Annotated in this window: 14 protein-coding genes and 1 tRNA gene; 10 read left to right on the top strand and 5 right to left on the bottom strand. The window is 34.9% G+C overall.

Annotated features, from left to right (window positions below; all coding sequences use genetic code 11):
* Positions 1 to 8 precede the first annotated feature (8 nt).
* The 5 genes from HHX25_RS14010 to HHX25_RS13990 all read right to left on the bottom strand — a co-directional run bounded on the left by HHX25_RS14010 (position 9) and on the right by HHX25_RS13990 (position 7,067).
* A complete protein-coding gene (locus tag HHX25_RS14010; RefSeq protein WP_169673983.1) occupies positions 9 to 764 on the bottom strand; it encodes a fibronectin type III domain-containing protein in 756 nt (251 codons plus the stop codon).
* Positions 761 to 3,736, bottom strand: a complete 2,976-nt coding sequence (locus HHX25_RS14005; RefSeq protein WP_169674745.1) for a T9SS type A sorting domain-containing protein — start codon at positions 3,734 to 3,736, stop codon at positions 761 to 763. The genes HHX25_RS14010 and HHX25_RS14005 overlap by 4 nt, the downstream gene beginning before the upstream one ends.
* Before the next feature lie 384 nt (positions 3,737 to 4,120).
* Entirely contained in the window at positions 4,121 to 5,974 is a 1,854-nt protein-coding gene (locus HHX25_RS14000) for a glycoside hydrolase family 97 protein (RefSeq protein ID WP_169674743.1), read from the bottom strand.
* A gap of 757 nt (positions 5,975 to 6,731) precedes the next feature.
* Entirely contained in the window at positions 6,732 to 6,914 is a 183-nt protein-coding gene (locus HHX25_RS13995; RefSeq protein WP_169674741.1) for a sigma factor-like helix-turn-helix DNA-binding protein, read from the bottom strand.
* Positions 6,915 to 6,992: 78 nt separating this feature from the next.
* A tRNA-Pro gene (locus HHX25_RS13990) sits at positions 6,993 to 7,067 on the bottom strand.
* A 145-nt stretch (positions 7,068 to 7,212) separates the two neighbouring features.
* Between HHX25_RS13990 and HHX25_RS13985 the strand changes: the two genes are divergently transcribed.
* The 10 genes from HHX25_RS13985 (at position 7,213) to HHX25_RS13940 (ending at position 18,369) form a co-directional block, all read left to right on the top strand.
* A complete protein-coding gene (locus tag HHX25_RS13985; protein ID WP_317169092.1) occupies positions 7,213 to 9,513 on the top strand; it encodes a TonB-dependent receptor domain-containing protein in 2,301 nt (766 codons plus the stop codon).
* Positions 9,514 to 9,530: 17 nt separating this feature from the next.
* A complete protein-coding gene (locus HHX25_RS13980; RefSeq protein WP_169674739.1) occupies positions 9,531 to 10,655 on the top strand; it encodes a PQQ-dependent sugar dehydrogenase in 1,125 nt (374 codons plus the stop codon).
* A gap of 38 nt (positions 10,656 to 10,693) precedes the next feature.
* A complete protein-coding gene (locus tag HHX25_RS13975; RefSeq protein ID WP_169674737.1) occupies positions 10,694 to 11,110 on the top strand; it encodes a c-type cytochrome in 417 nt (138 codons plus the stop codon).
* A 68-nt stretch (positions 11,111 to 11,178) separates the two neighbouring features.
* Positions 11,179 to 11,784 carry a uridine kinase gene (gene udk / locus HHX25_RS13970; RefSeq protein ID WP_169674735.1) on the top strand — a complete coding sequence of 202 codons (606 nt, stop codon included), beginning with the start codon at positions 11,179 to 11,181 and terminating at the stop codon, positions 11,782 to 11,784.
* Positions 11,785 to 12,108 (top strand): FtsB family cell division protein, encoded by a 324-nt coding sequence (locus tag HHX25_RS13965; protein ID WP_169674734.1) that lies wholly within the window; start codon positions 11,785 to 11,787, stop codon positions 12,106 to 12,108.
* On the top strand, positions 12,101 to 13,468 hold the full coding sequence (locus tag HHX25_RS13960; protein WP_169674732.1) for a methylmalonyl-CoA mutase subunit beta: 1,368 nt from the start codon (positions 12,101 to 12,103) through the stop codon (positions 13,466 to 13,468). The genes HHX25_RS13965 and HHX25_RS13960 overlap by 8 nt, the downstream gene beginning before the upstream one ends.
* 1 nt (position 13,469) lies before the next feature.
* Complete coding sequence (locus HHX25_RS13955; protein WP_169674730.1) at positions 13,470 to 14,105, top strand: hypothetical protein; 636 nt, start codon at positions 13,470 to 13,472, stop codon at positions 14,103 to 14,105.
* Positions 14,105 to 16,273, top strand: coding sequence for a methylmalonyl-CoA mutase (gene scpA, locus HHX25_RS13950; RefSeq protein WP_169674772.1), 2,169 nt, complete (start codon positions 14,105 to 14,107; stop codon positions 16,271 to 16,273). The genes HHX25_RS13955 and scpA overlap by 1 nt, the downstream gene beginning before the upstream one ends.
* 134 nt (positions 16,274 to 16,407) lie before the next feature.
* Positions 16,408 to 17,493, top strand: coding sequence for a ParA family protein (locus HHX25_RS13945; RefSeq protein WP_169674728.1), 1,086 nt, complete (start codon positions 16,408 to 16,410; stop codon positions 17,491 to 17,493).
* Between the two features lie 111 nt (positions 17,494 to 17,604).
* Positions 17,605 to 18,369, top strand: a complete 765-nt coding sequence (locus tag HHX25_RS13940; protein WP_169674726.1) for a ParA family protein — start codon at positions 17,605 to 17,607, stop codon at positions 18,367 to 18,369.
* The last annotated feature ends 2 nt before the right edge of the window (positions 18,370 to 18,371 follow it).

Genomic DNA, 18,371 nt, shown 5'->3' with positions numbered 1-18,371 from the left:
GATTCATACTAATTTGTTGTGAAGCTCCATACCTGTCCAATGGTTATGCCCCCCTTGCCATCCTTTGCAACGACCTTCCAGTAGTAAGTGGTCGCGGCCGCCAGTGAGGAGGCCACATAATCCTTGCTCGGGTGGTCTGCCACCACCTTGGTGGTCGGTGACGGGTCGGTGTCCAGATAGATATCGAAGGTCAGGCTGTCGCCGTCCACGTCCGTTGCACCCCACATCAGTGACGCCGAGGTCCCCTGTACGGTCCCGTCCATTTCTGGCTTCTGCAGCGAAGGGGCGAAGGGCAGGTGGTTCTCCTCCCCAAAGCCTTCCGTGTAGAGCTGGAATGCCGACGAAAAGTCGCTCGAGGCATTCTTGCTGTCGCTCGCCCTCACCCGCCAGTAATAGGCCTGGTCCCTGTCCAGAAGGATGGTCCTGCTGGTAGCGGTTATGTTGTTGACGCTGTGTGTTATCTGTGTGAAGGCGGCATCCAGGGACACCTCAATGGTATACTTTATGGCATCCTCCTCCGCATCGCTCGAGGCCGACCAGCTGAACTCAAGGTTGTTGTCTATGCACAGCAGGTTGTTCTCGGGGGCCGACAGCACGGGTACCGTTGGCGCATTGTTGCCTGTCGGTCCCGGGTCTGGTCCTGGGTCTGGGCCTGGCCCAGGGGCATCACTGCCGCCGCCGCAGGCCGTTACTAAAATTCCGATCATCGTAATAAACAAATACTTTTTCATGGTTGTTCTTCTTTTTGTTGTCTTTTTCATCATTTCTTGATTATTTTTAAAACCTTTGGTCTGCCGTCCCCCATCTCTATGGAGGCAAAATAGATACCAGCAGGCGCGCCGTTTATCTCCAGTCCCACTCGGCCGTCGCTCACGGGATAGCTTCCCGAGGAGACCAGCTGGGAATAAACGTTGTAGACGGACACCGTAACATTTTTGAGTGGTGCGGGCAGCGCTATGGAGAGCCCTCCCTCTGTCGGGTTGGGGGACACAGAAACAATACCGTTCATGGTCTTGCTGAGCACGCCCTCGCAGGCCACACTTGTTTTTACCTCCACCACGTCGCCATAGGAGGCATCAACGGAGAAGGCGGGCGAGGATGTCCGCAGGACCTTTGCGCTGTTCACGTAGACATCGAAGGGCGCCGTGCCCTCGGAGATGTTCACGGCCACCTTGCCAGAGCCCGAGGTCGTCTTGCCCGTTACCGAGGTACCCGCCTCTATATCCAGACCGTAGCACTGGATGGAACCGCTGGCCGTATTGGTGATGCACAGCTCGTAGGGGCCCGCGGCCAGGTTCTCTATGAGCCATTCGCTGGTAAAGTTGATATCGGAACCGCCATCAAGGTTGGCAACATAGCTCCCAGAATTCCTTGCCTGGATACTTATCTGGCCGTTGCCCTTGCCAAGACAGGTCTCCCCCGTGGCCTTGACAGTGTAGCTGTCGTCGCCTGTCTCTACGATGGCACCCGTACAGGGGACTGATTTATAAATTTCTGCCCCAGAATTGTAATATAAAATACTATTGATTGTATTTACATTATATACTGATGAGCTACTATGGCATGGTTGTCCATCAAACCTTTGCTTTACCTTTTGACGATACTCATTTTTGTCTGGTATAGCACATCTATATTCATCCAGATACAATCCGATATTATCGAACGGAATATCTGGAGCATAGCTTGGCCTTGGCTCTTTAAATTTTAAATTCAAATTTGCGGCATTAACAAACAAAGATTCATTAATATCAATTGTTCCCTGTACATCAACTTCTGGAGGCAGCTCAAAGTTTCTACCAGACGTACTACCATGGATCATATTATCATGAAAACGCGTTTCATATGGTTTTGCCAATTTATTATCAAATATGGCCTGCATAGATGGACGAAACAAAGGATATCTATCTGTCCAAAAAGGTTCTATACGATCAATCCAATTCGTTTCATTCAATCCATTTTGCCATCCAGAAATACCAACATCCTCCAACATTCTACCTATATAGTTTCTTTTATCATTAGAAGTTGGGTTTGTAGTTAAAAATTGCATCATTTCTGCATATTTCTCAGCAGTTCCCCCGCTATTGGAGCGTATGGCGACCCAGCCATTTAAGATAACGTTATTACGTACCCAATTTCCATTACCAGCATTTATTAAAACACTATACATGCCTCCTTTATAAAACACATTTTCTTTAACATCATCGCCTCCATCTCTATCATCAACATAGACTCCCATTCTACCAAAAAAACCAGGTATACTCATAATATGATGAATAAAATTATGTCGAATCACATTTCCATGAGACCATAAATTAGCTCCTGTATATATAGCGCCTCCATCACCTTCTTCAACACCTACATTAAAAGCTTCATTAAGTTCTATAATGTGGTCTACACCATGATGCGTTACTGGTTGTCCGTTTGTATTATGAATCAAATTGTTTCTAAATATATTTCCTGCCCCAGAAATACCACATGCCTTCCCATAAAAATCCTTTGAATAAATCTGGGTAAAGTGGCAGTTTTCCATAATATTATTACCATATTCAACGGATGTAGATGTTATTTTACCCCCATACAATCTACTATTGTTAGGCACATCGTAAAAATCGCAACTCTGTACCTTACTGTTCTTTACATCATGCCAGAAATTTACCGATGTAAGTGGAGCTGCTATAAATCTAAATGTAATACCAGCTACCAATATATTCTGACTGGTCCCTTTAACATTGACGGCTCCTTGTCCATTATTTCCAGATCCAATATTCTGAATCGTCATTTTTTTTATCTCGATATCCTGACCATCATTTATTTCAAAAAGCTGTGGCCCAGCCCAGACACCTATTGACGTGTTGTCATTAATTGTTTCCATAGGCCATATATATAACCGAGAGTCTGTAGGATCGTAATACCATTCTCCTGGCTCATCAAGTTCGCATAAAAGGTGATAAAAAAACAAACGACTTACCTCTTCATCGGCTACTCCATATCTAGATCCGTTTCTTAACTTTATATCACCAGATGTATTTATGGCATGGACTATATTATCTTCCTTATACCATTCTGCAGAAATGTAACCTCTGGTTTTCATTTTTTTCAGCCGTCCCAATTCTGCACCCCACTTTGAAGCATCTATGGTCTCCATAAGTTTAAATTCTGGACCTTTTGGAGTGCTTTCAGTTCCAGATTCATTAACGGTCTCCCCAGTAACAGTTCCAATATTTATATGCGCAAATCCTATATTGGGAAACCTAGCAACTGTACCCATTTTATCATTTATTGAAATCTGGGCACTGGGCTGATCCAAAAGGGTCTGTAATTCGGTATCCGTAATCACTCTTGAGAAAACTTTACCCTTAGCATTATTATGTAATTTAGCCAATAAATTATCTTCGGTTACAATCTGAAACTGTTCTGGATTTATAAATTTGCTGCCATCGAAGATTACTTTTTCATCTTGAAAGCCACTGAAAGAAATTCCATTATCCTGAGAACCCAGCTCGCATGTTGTATCAAAATAGTAACGCCCCCCTCTAATAAATATATTTTTAGCTCCCGTGCTTCTCGCTTTGTCCCTTGCCCCTATTAAAGTAGCTAACGGATTATTGATCGACCCATCGTTGCTGTCATTACCATTGGTAGCAACATATAGATCTTGAGCAGTAACGCCTATGTTCACACAAAACATAAATAATAAAAACAGGGTATACGATCGTATTTTTTTTCTTTTATTCATACTTTTTTGAATAGTTGTAGATTATGTTTTTCCCAACTATTACGCTATATAAAATCAATTTGGGTTAAATACCTTAGTAATAATTTAGAATAGTTGATGTAACTATACTAACAAAACTAAATTGAATAGAGGAACTTAACCCCTTATATAACTTTCATATTGGGAGGACAAATTGTTCAATTTGCCAATATTGATGTATATACTTACAAAAAATATCTCTATTTGCTTTTATATTAAAAAAAAAAGATTATTTAGATAGAAGTGTTTAGCACAATTTGAAGATTATTTAGGAATCAAAAATATTTAAAAACTTCCTATAACAAAAAATGCATCACTGTTATGTAATACATTTTTTGTTAAAGATTGATTAGATTGACCTATAGTTTATAAAGATCGAATATGCATGGCAAGTCCATTTTCTTTCAACAACTGATGATTTATGGTATCATTAGAATTAACTTTTCTCGTTTCAATATTTACTTTGGTGATGGATGTACTATTTTCATCATCTGAATAAATTGTGGCTTCATAATTTTTATTTTTATCCAGAAAATCCAACGAGATATTCAATTGACGGCCTTTAACCCCTGTTAAAGCTCCTACAAACCAATCATCCCCACTACGTCTTGCTACAATACCATATTCACCAGGAAATCCATCAATTATCTTAGTATCATCCCAAACCGTAGGTAATGCGTCGTAAAATGCTAGTTCTGGCACTTCTTGAATAAAAGTTTTTGTATCTCCAGCTCCAGGTCCATCGGCATCGGAGCCTTCTGGTCTATCATACCAATACAAAAATTGCCAAGGACTGTAAATACAAACTGCTTTTGCTAATTGAGATGTATGGGATCCCATTATTTCTGTAACTCGAGGGGCAAAATAACAATTTGTCTGATCGCCTGCTCCTGCTATCATTCTTGTAAACAAAGTATTTAATACCATGGAATTTTTTGGAGATTCTTCATCACCCCTGATACCTTCTTGAGTCATTAGGTTTGGATATGTTCTTGAGTAACCAGTCGGACGGTACTCATCGTGAATGTCGACCATTAATTTATGGTCTGCTGCTTTTCTAACAGCATCATGTAACCAACTTGTCCATTCTTGCGAGCCCACATTAACAAAACCGTACTTAAGCCCCGTAACACCCCAAGAACTTAACAGAGGAAGCACATCATCTAACTGTTTCTCCATAGATCTTCTATTCACATATAAAACGACACCAATATTTTTACTCTTAGCATATTGAATTACTGCTTTTAAATCTAATGGTCCATTGGATCGATTCGGATCAATAGTTACAGTAGTAGCATCAGACGCTTCATCATATTCATTACCATACCATCCTGCATCGAATTCAATAAACTGCAAATGATGCTTTTCAGCAAAATCCACACAGGCCATACCTCCCTGGGTTGTAAGTGTTGATTCTCTAATAATTTTTCCTGGCTTAATCCAAGATGTATTTTCTATTTTATTAGGTTCATTTAAATTAAGAATCAAATAATTATTTTCTAATATTTCTGCTGGACGCTCCCCTGCCATTATAAAACGCCAAGGCGATTTATCTACAGAATCGCTAAGTTGAACCAAACTATCTAATTTTGAAACTAATGTTCCTGGGTATCCAGGTTTTGACATAAATTTCATTCGGGAATAATCCACTAAGCCAGCTTCTCCAATGGCAGCGAATAACGAATCATTAAGTTGAATTAAAAGAGGTCTTTCAACTATGGTATCTATTTCTGATACTTTGCTTTTTTTGATTTCCTTTTGAGCCATCCTTGAAGCCCACACATCGGCATTTAACGGTAATGAAAACTCTGTTTTCTCTTCCTCTATTTTACCTCTATGCTTTGGGAATTCATACCGAAATGCAACACCTTCATTATAAGCTCTGATTCTAAGATTAAATTTAATATCATCTCCTTTTAGGGCTATAAATGATTCTTGATATGTATCTTGATATTGATTCTTCTCACCATAAACTGGTATCCAACTGCTATCAACCTTAGTTGTTTTTACATAATCTATTTCAATGTGTTGTGTTGTATCAATAGCTCCAATCCCTAAACCAGATGGCTCAATAATCTGATGTCCTTTATATTTTACGCTATACGATGTCCCCAGTTTTTCGTCAATATTAAAGAGTAAATTAAAGTGTCCATCAGGACTTTTAACCTCAACACTCTTTTTCTTCTCTGAACAAGAAATGGTTATTATTGAAAATAACATTAAAAGAATTAAACTGTATACATTTCTATTTTTGAAATTCAAATAAGTTTTGTGCATTTTAGTAGTAAAAAAATTAATTATAAATAGATTTCTAAATTAAGTTATAAAATATATCACCTCTCGGTCTTCATTGTTTTTCTAGTCATAATATTAATTTCTGGCCAAATAAATCTAAACAACAAACTAGCATAGAATTATATTAGATAAATTGATTATCATCTCAATTTATTAAACATAGACAAAAGTGATTAGTAATATAATTTCAAATATAATGTCTATAATCTAGGGTTATGGATACAAATATTTCCTTTTCTCTTATAATTCGTTCAAAATTGCCCTTTAAAACTATAAAGCGATTAAATTGTTTCAACAAAAACCTCTATCCAATAATTAATTGGATAGAGGCAACTAAACTAAATAAATATGACTAACTCAAAATTTATTCATGACTAACTCAAAAATTTTTTTTATCACATGTAACTTATTAATGATAAACCACAATGGCATCATGGATTAACAAAAGTGAATATCAAACTAAACTTGATTTATGTGATAATAGCATTTACAAAGTTGGAAAACTTTTTTCTCTTTTATAGCCTCAAAATTGTTCTTAATAGTACCCTATTTTGTTCATTAACAGAGGTAGTAGGCAAAAAATCGGATTAATAAAAAATTTTTACGTTTTTTAAGTAGTATAGTAGATTAAGACGATAGCTTTAACTTTTTTATTTAATTATGGATTATATTAAACAAAATATTATGCCAAATAAATGCTAGTTCTAGCTTTATCGAATTCCCAATTAGCCTTAATAAATTTTAGAGCAAAAGTGATTTGATTTTCGACAGTTTTTGAGCTAATATTCATTTCTTTTGCTATTTCTTTTACAGAAAGATCATCAAAACGACTTTTTACAAACGTTTCTCTTCTATGTGTAGGCATTTTGAAATGCAAAAAAAACAAAAAAGCCTGTTAATCAAACGACTAACAAGGCTTTAATTTGTGTTGATATTAATTAAGTCGGGGTGGCAGGATTCGAACCTGCGACCTCCGCGTCCCAAACGCGGCGCGATAACCGGGCTACGCTACACCCCGAATAGGTTATCATTTTAAGACTGCAAATATAGTCTTTTTATTCATTTCACCATTTTTTATATAAAAATATTTACTCCTAAATATCACAAAAATATATTATCAAAAAAACTATATTTTAGCAAACCTAAATACAAACGATTAGCTTGTGCATTTTATAAAAAAAAGAATTACTATTTTTCTTATTATTGGATTTACTCTTAATGCTTTAGGGCAATCAAAAATTAAAGGAAAAATTATAGATAAGGATAATGGTATCATACTATCAAACGTACAAATAACAAATCTAAATAACCCAACTTCTGTTGTTTCTAATTTAAACGGAACCTTTGAAATCTCTGAAGCCAGTACCTATTCTTTTAAAAAAGAAGGTTACCTTGAAAAAATTCTTGATTTAAAACATGACTCATATTATATTATTCAACTAATGATGAACCCATCTGAGCTAAATGAAGTCATTATTAACTCAAACCATATTCCAAAAAAACTAAAAGAAGCCGTAACATCAATCAATATTGTTCCTTTAAAAGCTATTGAACTAGGCAATGATATTAACATAGCATCCGTTTTAAACAGAACACCTGGGGTTTTTATGCAAAGTGGGGCGCTTAATACCAACCGAATAACAATTAGAGGGATCGGCTCCAGAAACCTATTTGGCACGGCTAAAATTAGAGCTTACTTTAAAGATATTCCACTAACAACAGGTAGCGGAGAAACTACTATTGAAGATTTTGAATTAAATACCATCTCACGTTTTGAAATTGTTAAAGGTGCGGCTTCTAGCATTTATGGTGCTGGCCTTGGTGGAACTGTACATATAACACCCAAAAATGCGTTTTTAAATCAATCGGCTATAAATACAGGAATCTCTGTAGGTTCTTTTGGATTATCAAAAGGTACTATAAATATTAACCATGGTAACGCAACTCATAGCTTTAGAGCTACTCAAAGCTATACTCATAGCGACGGATATCGCGAAAACAACAAATACAACAGACAAACTTTCTCTATAAATTCCAGTCATTATTTAAATAAAAAAAACGAACTATCTTTTTTAGCCAGTTACGTTGATCTAAAAGCTTTTATCCCTAGTTCCATTAACGAAGAAACCTTTTTAAACAGTCCTAAATCTGCAGCATTTACATGGAAACAATCTCAAGGTTTTGAAAATTCTAAACGTGCAATTTTTGGTCTGTCATGGAATTACCAGTATAACAATCATATTAAGCAAATAACTAGTATTTTTACTTCTTTTCATGATGCCTACGAACCGCGACCTTTTAATATCTTAAAAGAAAACACCTTGGCAATGGGCATAAGAAGTCGGATTTTAGGAAACTCTAAACTTTTCAATAAAACGTTTAATTGGACACTTGGTGGTGAACTTTTTAAAGACACTTATAAATCTGAAACATTCGAAAATTTATACAGAAATTTCCCCAATGGTACTGGAAGTGTTGAAGGTAATCAGTTATCAAACTTTAAAGAACGAAGAAGCTATTACAATGCGTTTTTTGAAACCACCTATAAGCTTTCAAGAAATACGATACTATCCACGGGCCTAAATTTAAATCAAACATCATATAATTTAAAAGACAAGTTTCCTATTTCGGCAAACAACCTAGACCAATCTGGGAGTTTTAAATTCAAGAATATTATATCTCCAAAATTTGGTATATCCAATCAAATTTCTAAAAATATTGGTATCTATTCAAATATTAGCCATGGTTTCTCTCCTATTTCATTAGACGAAACATTATTACCCGATGGACAACTAAACACCAATCTAAAACCTGAAACAGGATGGAATTTTGAAATAGGCACGCGAGGTACTTTTATAAATAATCGTTTACAATTTAATTTAACTCTTTACCGCTTATCTATTAAAAATCTTTTAGTGTCTCGAAGAACTGCTCAAGATGAATTTATTGGTATAAACGCAGGGAGTACAAAACATGACGGCTTAGAACTCTCATTGAATTACCAATGGTTACAAAAAGAAATATTAAGTATAAATACCTTTGTAAACTACACGTTCAATAATTTTAAATTCAAAGAATTTATTGATGGCGAAAATAATTTTTCTGGCAATGATCTCACTGGAGTTCCTTCAGATATTTTTAACACAGGAATTAATATAGAATCATCTTTCGGAATTTACGGAAATATTAATTTTCAATATGTAGGAGACATGCCCATTACCGACAGTAATAACCTATACTCAGACAGTTACAGTTTAACAAATTTTAAAATCGGATATAAAACATCCTTTAATAAAAAGCTAAACTTTAATCTTTTCTTAGGGATAAATAATATCTTTGATGAAACCTATGCATCACAAATCTTGATAAATGCATCTGGATTTAATGGTAATGCTCCTAGGTATTATTATCCTGGAAACCCTTTAAATTATTATACAGGAATGAATATAAATTATGTATTTTAAAGTATAAATAAAAAATTATGAGAACTATTTTTTCAATTTTATCAATAATCTTCATGTCATGCATGTCATGTGCACAACAAACAGAATCTGAAGTAAAAGCTGAAACCTCCACTACTAATAAATATACAACTGTAGCAGTAGTTTCAGACTTAAATATTCCATGGGGCATGGCCTTTTTACAAGATGGAAGCATGCTTATTACTGAAAAAACTGGCGAGCTTATCCATTTTAAAAACGGCACTAAAACAAACATTGAAGGTGTACCAGAAATATACCTTCGTGGCCAAGGGGGCTTAATGGATATAAAATTGCACCCTGATTACGAAAACAATGGATGGATCTACATATCATACGCATCACCCGAAGGCGAAGGTAATGGCGGTAATACTGCTATTTTAAGAGCGAAACTAGATAATAATACTTTAGTTGATAAAAAAGTACTTTATAAAGCTGAACCAAATACAAAAGGCGGTCGCCATTGGGGATCTCGCATTGAATTTGATAATGAGGGGTACTTGTATTTTTCTGTAGGAGATCGCGCCAATAGAGATGTCAACCCTCAAGACATTACTCGAGATTGTGGTAAAATTTACAGATTAAATGATGATGGAAGCATCCCGAAAGACAACCCTTTTATAAATACTGCCAATGCAAAAACGGCTATTTACAGTTATGGACATAGAAACCCTCAAGGTATGACAAAAAACCCATCTACGGGTGAGATTTGGATTAATGAGCATGGACCTCAAGGTGGCGACGAAATTAATATCGTGCAGAAAGGAAAAAACTTTGGATGGCCAGTTATTTCATATGGCATCAACTATGATGGTACAGCATTTACAGATATTACAGAAAAAGAAGGCATGGAACAACCTCTATTTTATTGGGTACCTTCCATAGCTCCAAGCGGTATGACCTTTATTTCTTCAGATAAATATCCAGATTGGAAAGGAAGCACTCTAGTAGGCTCCTTAAAGTTTGAATATCTTGAAAGGCTTGTTTTAGAAAATAATAAAGTTGTAAAACGCGAAAAACTGTTCGAAGACATAGGCCGTGTTAGAAATGTAATAGAAGCTCCAGATGGCTATATTTATGTAGCCGTAGAAGGCAAAGGTATAGTAAAGATCGTCCCAGAAAATTAAATTATTAAGTATATCCATCACAAAAAAATCAGCAATACATGAAATTAATTATAGTAAGTTTAGTTACACTAGTTACAGTCATCTTTTTTAACACAAATCAAAATAATGAACCACAAACAGACCCTTTAAAGGAGAGCATAAAAAGAGGGCATGAAATTTATACCGATTTTTGTGTATCCTGTCACTTACCTACTGGCAAAGGCGTCGAAAAAGTATATCCGCCTCTTGCTAATTCAGATTACCTTAAAAAAAATCGAGAAGCCAGCATTAGAGGCATTAAATATGGGCAAAAAGGAGAAATTGTTGTTAATGGAAAGACATATAATGGCTTTATGGCCCCAATGGGTTTAAGTGATGACGAAGTTGCAGATGTTATGAACTATATTACAAACAGTTGGGGAAATAAAAATAATAAGATAGTTACCGAAGAAGAGGTTTCTAAAATTAAAAAATAAGCTGTTTTCATATTTAAATAACTTTACATTTAGTTAACTTTGTAAAGACTAACTAAACTAAATTAATAATGCTTATAATTGGAATCGCAGGTGGTACTGGCTGTGGTAAAACAACAGTTGTAAATCAGATATTAAATGAGCTACCCGAAGGTGAGGTTGGTGTGATTTCTCAGGATTCCTATTATAAAGACACCACGCATTTATCCTATGAAGAGCGGGTAAAAATTAATTTTGACCATCCACGTTCTATCGATTTTGGTCTTTTAGCAGATCATTTAAAAATACTTAAAAGTAATAAGCCAATACACCAACCTGTGTATTCGTTCGTTAAGCATAATAGAACTGGTGATACTATTTTAACACACCCAAGAAAGGTTATGATTGTTGAAGGTATTTTAATTTTAACAAATCCAGATCTAAGGAAAATGTTCGATATTAAAATATTCGTACATGCAGATACGGATGAACGTCTAATAAGACGTCTAAAACGAGATATTTCTGAGCGTGGCAGAGACCTGGATGAAGTTTTAACACGATACCAAACAACGTTAAAACCTATGCATGATCAATTTATTGAACCCATGAAAGAGTACGCAGACATTATTATACCTAATAACAAATATAATACTGTAGCTATCGATATAGTTAAAACCATTATAAACGAAAAACTATAAATGGCATTTTTTAAGCACAAATTCTTTAAACCTTTTAAAAATTGGTTTACCCTAATTTTGCTGACCTTCATAGTCTGGATGCTATTTTTTGATGCCAACTCGTGGATAATACACCATGAATTAAATACAGATATAGACGCTTTAGAAAACGAAAAAGAATACTATAAAAAAGAAATAGAAAAAGATAATAAAGCAATAAAAAAACTCAGCACCCCAGATGGTTTAGAAAAATTTGCGCGCGAAGCATACTATATGAAGCGCGATAATGAAGAAATCTATATTATCGAATACGAAGACAGTTTAAAGACTAAAAAGAATGAGTAATCGTTTGTTCAGTGAATTTGATACGGTTTCAGCTAAACAATGGAAACAAAAAATACAGTTCGATTTAAAAGGAGCTGACTATAATGACACCCTTGTTTGGAAAACCAATGAAGATATTTTGGTAAAACCATTTTATCATGCAGATGATTTAAAAGACCAACCCGAAGCTTCAAATGTAGAAGCATCAACATGGAAAATTTGTCAATCTATTTTTGTTGCTGATGCTGAAAAATCTAATAAAAAGGCCTTCGGTGCTATTGAAAGGGGCGCTGAAAGCATTAAATTTATTATTTCTTCAGAAACTATTTCAATTAATGAATTAATAAAAAACATTAATCCTGAAATTACGCCACTCTATTTTGAGTTACAGTATCTTTCTGAAACATTTATAAAACAATTAGCAACGATTCCCTTTAATACAGGGATTCATATCCATACAGACATTATAGGTAATCTAGCAAGAAGTGGTAATTGGTATCAGAATTTAAAAGATGATTTTTCTAAGTTCAAGACCATAGTAACACATACCAAATCATTTTCAATTGATGTTTCCCTATACCAAAATGCAGGAGCTACCATTCTACAGCAATTAGCATATGCTTTAGCACATGCCAACGAATATTTAAATTATTTTGAGAACAACAAGGAAATCTTCCCTACTCTAAAGGTAACCTTTAACGTATCTGTTGGGACCAACTACTTTTTTGAAATTGCAAAATTACGTGCATTACGAATTCTTTGGGATATCCTAGCTACAGCATATAACGTAAACCCCAATTGTTTCATACAAGCAACCCCAACTAAACGCAACAAAACACTATACGACTATAATACCAATATGTTACGCACAACTACCGAATGTATGAGTGCCATTCTTGGTGGTGCCAATAGCATTTACAATTTACCATATGATGCTATTTATCATAAGAACAATGAATTTGGTGAGCGTATTGCCAGAAATCAACTATTGGTTTTAAAACACGAAAGCTATTTTGATATGGTTAAAAATCCATCCGATGGCGCTTATTATATAGAATCTTTAACAAATCAACTAACCGAAAAAGCTTTAAACTTATTTAAAAATATAGAAAAAAACGGGGGCTTTTTAAAACAGTTAAAAGATGGCACCATTCAACGAAAAATCAAAGAAAGCCTCGTCAAAGAAGAAACTCAGTTTCATGCAAAAGAAGAAATACTATTGGGTACCAATAAACACCCAAATACAGAAGATAAAATGAAACAGGCGTTAGAACTTTACCCTTTTGTAAAAACAAACAAAAGAAAAACATGGATCGCACCTATAATTGAAAAACGATTAGCAGAACAAATAGAACAAGAACGACTAAAAAATGAATCTTAAAATGAAATCTATTTTAAAAATTATTGTAATTGCGTTAACACTTATTTTATTTAATTGCAAAAATGAAGCTGTACAAATAACATACAAGTACGGCAATAAACCAACTGTTATTACCTGTAATGATTTAGATGACAATCTTTATCAAGAAGCTATGTACTCTTTTGAAGATGATATTTTTAATTATTACAAAAAGAAAAACTTTAAAAGCACACTGGTAAATGCTTATGCACAATTTATAAGAAATGCTAATTTTGGAAGGTTAGCGTATGAAGATATTATTTCAGAGCATTCTATAAAAGTTTTCGAAGCTTTAAAACAAGACAATAAGTTATGGGATCCAGAGAACACAAAAAGTCATTTAAACTATGACAGTCCGCTAATCAAATGTGTTATAAATAACATAAAAGACAATAGTTTAAAAACAACATTTAACTCACTGCTATCAATTAACGATTTAAGCCCCAAGTTAATTGGTCCACCACTTAATTCTAGATATAGAGATGCTTTAAAAGACAAGTATTTAGCTTCCTATATTGCCTTTGATTTTTATTATTCAAAATTTTTTGATATCGATCTCTCTAAAATTAATTTAGATAGACCTGAGCCTAAAGTAGATTTTAATAAGAAACCTGAATAATATTGAGAAAGGATCTTCAACATATCACCATAAATAGAAAGCAAAAAAAAGCAAAAGTTGAAAATTCAAAGGTTTTTTCAACAGCTGAAGGCATAACCGTTAAATCATCTTATTCAAAAGATGATATTGAGGACCTTGAGCACCTTAGATTTGTTGCTGGAATCGCACCAAACTTACGAGGACCTTACAGCACTATGTATGTTAGAAGACCTTGGACCATTAGACAATATGCTGGTTTTAGTACTGCAGAAGAAAGCAATGCCTTTTACAGACGCAACTTAGCTGCGGGACAAAAAGGACTTTCTGTTGCTTTCGATTTAGCAACCCATAGAGGCTATGATAGTGACCATGAACGTGTGGTTGGAGATGTTGGAAAAGCTGGTGTTGCTATCGATTCGGTTGAAGACATGAAAACCCTGTTCGATCAGATTCCATTGGATAAAATGTCGGTTTCCATGACCATGAATGGTGCCGTATTACCAATCATGGCATTTTATATTGTGGCAGCCGAAGAACAAGGTGTAAAACCCGAGCAACTTGCAGGCACCATTCAAAATGATATTTTAAAAGAGTTCATGGTGCGCAATACATATATCTACCCGCCCACACCTTCCATGAAAATTATTTCAGATATTTTTGAATACACCAGTAAAAACATGCCTAAGTTTAATAGTATAAGTATCTCTGGATACCACATGCAAGAAGCTGGAGCAACCTGTGATATTGAATTGGCCTATACCCTAGCCGATGGTCTGGAATATATTAGAAAAGGATTAGCTGCTGGTATGGATATAGATACTTTTGCACCTCGCTTATCCTTCTTTTGGGCTATAGGTATGAACCATTTTATGGAAATTGCAAAAATGCGTGCGGCACGTATGCTTTGGGCTAAATTGGTAAAACAATTTAATCCTAAAAACCCAAAATCCTTAGCCTTACGCACCCACTGTCAAACCAGTGGTTGGAGTTTAACAGAACAAGATCCTTTTAACAATGTAGCAAGAACAACTATAGAAGCCGCCGCTGCTGCCTTTGGTGGCACCCAAAGTTTACATACAAATGCCTTGGATGAGGCCATCGCTCTACCAACCGATTTTTCGGCACGCATAGCCAGAAATACCCAAATATACTTACAAGAAGAAACAAAAATCACCAAAACTGTAGATCCATGGGCCGGAAGTTATTATGTTGAAAAACTAACTCATGACATCGCCCAAAAAGCCTGGTCTTTGATAGAAGAAGTCGAAGCCTTAGGTGGTATGACAAAAGCTATAGAAGCTGGTATCCCCAAAATTCGAATTGAAGAAGCCGCAGCTAAAAAACAAGCACGTATAGATTCAGGTCAGGATATTATTGTTGGCGTTAACAAATACAGACTCGAAGAGGAAGAAGCGATCTCTACACTTGAAGTCGATAACCAAACGGTTAGAACCCAGCAAATGGAACGTTTAAATCAAGTTAAATCTGAACGAAATTCCGAAAAAGTTAAGTCGGCATTATTAAAATTAACCGAAGCTGCTAAATTTTCCTTAAATTCGAATGAATCAAATTCAAAAGCCCTCCACATTCGTGAGGATTTAAATTTATTAGCTTTAGCAGTAGAAGCGGCTCGAGAACGTGCTACCCTTGGAGAGATAAGCAATGCTTTAGAAGCGGAATTTGGACGCTACAAAGCGGAAATAAAATCATTTTCTGGTGTGTATAGTAAAGAAGTAAAAGACGACGAATCTTTCAAAAAAGCGCAACAATTAGCCGATGTTTTTGCCGAACAAGATGGTAGAAGACCACGTATTATGATTGCAAAAATGGGACAGGACGGTCATGATCGTGGTGCTAAAGTCGTAGCTACAGGATATGCAGATGTTGGTTTTGATGTTGATATTGGTCCGCTATTTCAAACACCTCAAGAAGCTGCAAAACAAGCTGTTGAAAACGATGTACATATTTTAGGCGTATCTTCATTAGCAGCTGGCCACAAAACCTTAGTACCGCAAGTTATTGAAGCTTTAAAGTCCTATGGACGCGATGATATTATGGTTATTGTAGGTGGCGTAATACCAAAACAGGATTATCAATACTTATTCGATGCTGGCGCTATAGCCGTGTTTGGTCCTGGAACCAAAATTAGTGATGCTGCCATTAAAATCCTGGAGATTTTAATAGATTAAAACCCGCAAAGTATTAAAGTTTCGACCAAAGAAACTCTGTAAGCCAATACATCTATTTTAAGTAAATTATAAGTAAATTCTGTTTATAATACTCAAAATAGTTGTACTTTTATTATCCCCTATCATAAAAACCAATGAAAAAAATTATAGCAATCGCTAACCAAAAAGGTGGCGTTGGCAAAACGACTACATCTATAAATCTGGCAGATGCACTGGGGCTTCTCGAAAAAAAAGTGCTTTTAATAGACTTAGACCCCCAAGCCAATTCCACTTCGGGTATTGGTCTTATTCCCTCGGACGTAAAACACAGTAGTTTGGATTTTTTTCACAGTACATTTAATGCAAAAAAGAATATTGTAAAACCTAACTTTACTCATTTTGATTTTATACCATCTAACATACGGCTAGCCTCTGTAGAAATAAATAAATCGAAAATCATTGATTTATTTGTACTAAAAAATGCACTCTCTAAACTTACAGAAAATTATGAGTACATCCTTATTGACTGCTCGCCATCGTTCGGACTATTAACACTTAGTGCATTAACGGCATGCCATTCGGTAATTATACCAGTACAATGTGAATTTTATGCTCTAGAAGGCTTAAACAAACTATTAATAACTATAAAAAGCATAAAAAAATCATCCAATTCAAATATCGATATTGAGGGGCTATTAATCACTATGTTCGATTCTAGAACCAGTTTATCAAGTCAATTACAAACCGAATTAGTCAAACATTTTGGCCCTATGGTTTTTGATACCGTAATACGACGAAATGTTAAACTAAGGGAATCTCCTAGCTATGGTTTAAGTGTTATAAAATATAGTCCCGATAGCATCGGTGCCGAAAATTATTTAAATTTAGGAGCAGAATTAATCAATAATAATGAAGAGATAGCTAAAAATTCGGAAAATGAAAACAATTTATCTAAAATATTAAAACATAATACAGAAGATGTAGATCGTATCATTAAGACGCATGTAAATTCCAAAACAGGCAAAAAAGAAGGGGATTATAATCACTTAATTGGTTTAAGAAAAGTTGAGATAAATAATTTATTAGGTTTCTCTTATAACGATATGCATTCTAATATTTGGATGTACAGAATGAGTTCTTCATTTAGTATCACTAAAAAAAACTATTTATATTTATATTTTGAAAACGAAAAAATTGTTGATTATAAACTCACAACATTTAAAATAAATAAGGTGCAATAGTTCGTATTAAAAATGAATTAATACCGTTTTTTTTATCAAAAATCATTACCTTTCGCTCATATTTTCTTATACAAAAAAGCTTATAAAAATATAACAAAACCGAATCATTTCATGGGTAAAATTATTGCAATTGCTAATCAAAAAGGAGGTGTTGGAAAAACAACAACATCAATAAATTTAGCAGCGTCACTTGGCGTTTTGGAAAAAAAAGTACTACTTATTGATGCTGACCCTCAGGCAAACGCAACTTCTGGAATTGGAATAGATATAGAAACTATCGAAATAGGAACTTATCAACTTTTAGAACACTCTAATTTAGTTAGAGAAACCATTATGAAAACGGAATCACCAAATCTGGATATTATTCCTGCTCATATAGATCTGGTTGCTATTGAAATAGAACTTGTTGATAAAGATTCCCGTGAATACATGTTAAAAAAGGCTTTGGCAGATATTCAGAATGATTACGATTATATTTTAATCGATTGTGCTCCGTCATTAGGTTTACTAACATTAAATGCTTTAACGGCCGCAGATGCGGTTGTTATACCAATACAATGTGAATACTTTGCATTAGAAGGATTAGGAAAATTATTAAACACCATAAAAAGTGTTCAAAAAATTCATAATCCAGAACTAGATATAGAAGGCCTGCTACTTACTATGTACGATGCGCGATTAAGATTGTCTAATCAGGTTGTAGAAGAAGTACAAAAACATTTCAACAATATGGTGTTTCAAACCATCATACAACGTAATGTACGCTTAAGTGAAGCACCTAGTTATGGAGAAAGTATAATTAATTATGATGCCACTAGTAAAGGTGCTAACAATTACTTAAGTTTGGCAAAAGAAATCATCAATAAAAATTCCTAAAT

Source organism: Flavivirga algicola (assembly GCF_012910715.1).
GTDB lineage: Bacteria > Bacteroidota > Bacteroidia > Flavobacteriales > Flavobacteriaceae > Flavivirga > Flavivirga algicola.
Note: the sequence above shows the minus strand (reverse complement) of the source record. Positions and strands in the feature narration are given on the sequence as shown.

Bases quoted from the DNA above. Each gene is read 5' to 3' on its own strand.
- HHX25_RS14010 (WP_169673983.1), bottom strand. From the start codon at position 764: ATGATGAAAAAGACAACAAAAAGAAGAACAACCATGAAAAAGTATTTG.
- HHX25_RS14005 (WP_169674745.1), bottom strand. From the start codon at position 3,736: ATGAATAAAAGAAAAAAAATACGATCGTATACCCTGTTTTTATTATTT.
- HHX25_RS14000 (WP_169674743.1), bottom strand. From the start codon at position 5,974: ATGTTATTTTCAATAATAACCATTTCTTGTTCAGAGAAGAAAAAGAGT.
- HHX25_RS13995 (WP_169674741.1), bottom strand. From the start codon at position 6,914: ATGCCTACACATAGAAGAGAAACGTTTGTAAAAAGTCGTTTTGATGAT.
- HHX25_RS13980 (WP_169674739.1), top strand. From the start codon at position 9,531: ATGAGAACTATTTTTTCAATTTTATCAATAATCTTCATGTCATGCATG.
- HHX25_RS13975 (WP_169674737.1), top strand. From the start codon at position 10,694: ATGAAATTAATTATAGTAAGTTTAGTTACACTAGTTACAGTCATCTTT.
- udk (WP_169674735.1), top strand. From the start codon at position 11,179: ATGCTTATAATTGGAATCGCAGGTGGTACTGGCTGTGGTAAAACAACA.
- HHX25_RS13965 (WP_169674734.1), top strand. From the start codon at position 11,785: ATGGCATTTTTTAAGCACAAATTCTTTAAACCTTTTAAAAATTGGTTT.
- HHX25_RS13960 (WP_169674732.1), top strand. From the start codon at position 12,101: ATGAGTAATCGTTTGTTCAGTGAATTTGATACGGTTTCAGCTAAACAA.
- HHX25_RS13955 (WP_169674730.1), top strand. From the start codon at position 13,470: ATGAAATCTATTTTAAAAATTATTGTAATTGCGTTAACACTTATTTTA.
- HHX25_RS13945 (WP_169674728.1), top strand. From the start codon at position 16,408: ATGAAAAAAATTATAGCAATCGCTAACCAAAAAGGTGGCGTTGGCAAA.
- HHX25_RS13940 (WP_169674726.1), top strand. From the start codon at position 17,605: ATGGGTAAAATTATTGCAATTGCTAATCAAAAAGGAGGTGTTGGAAAA.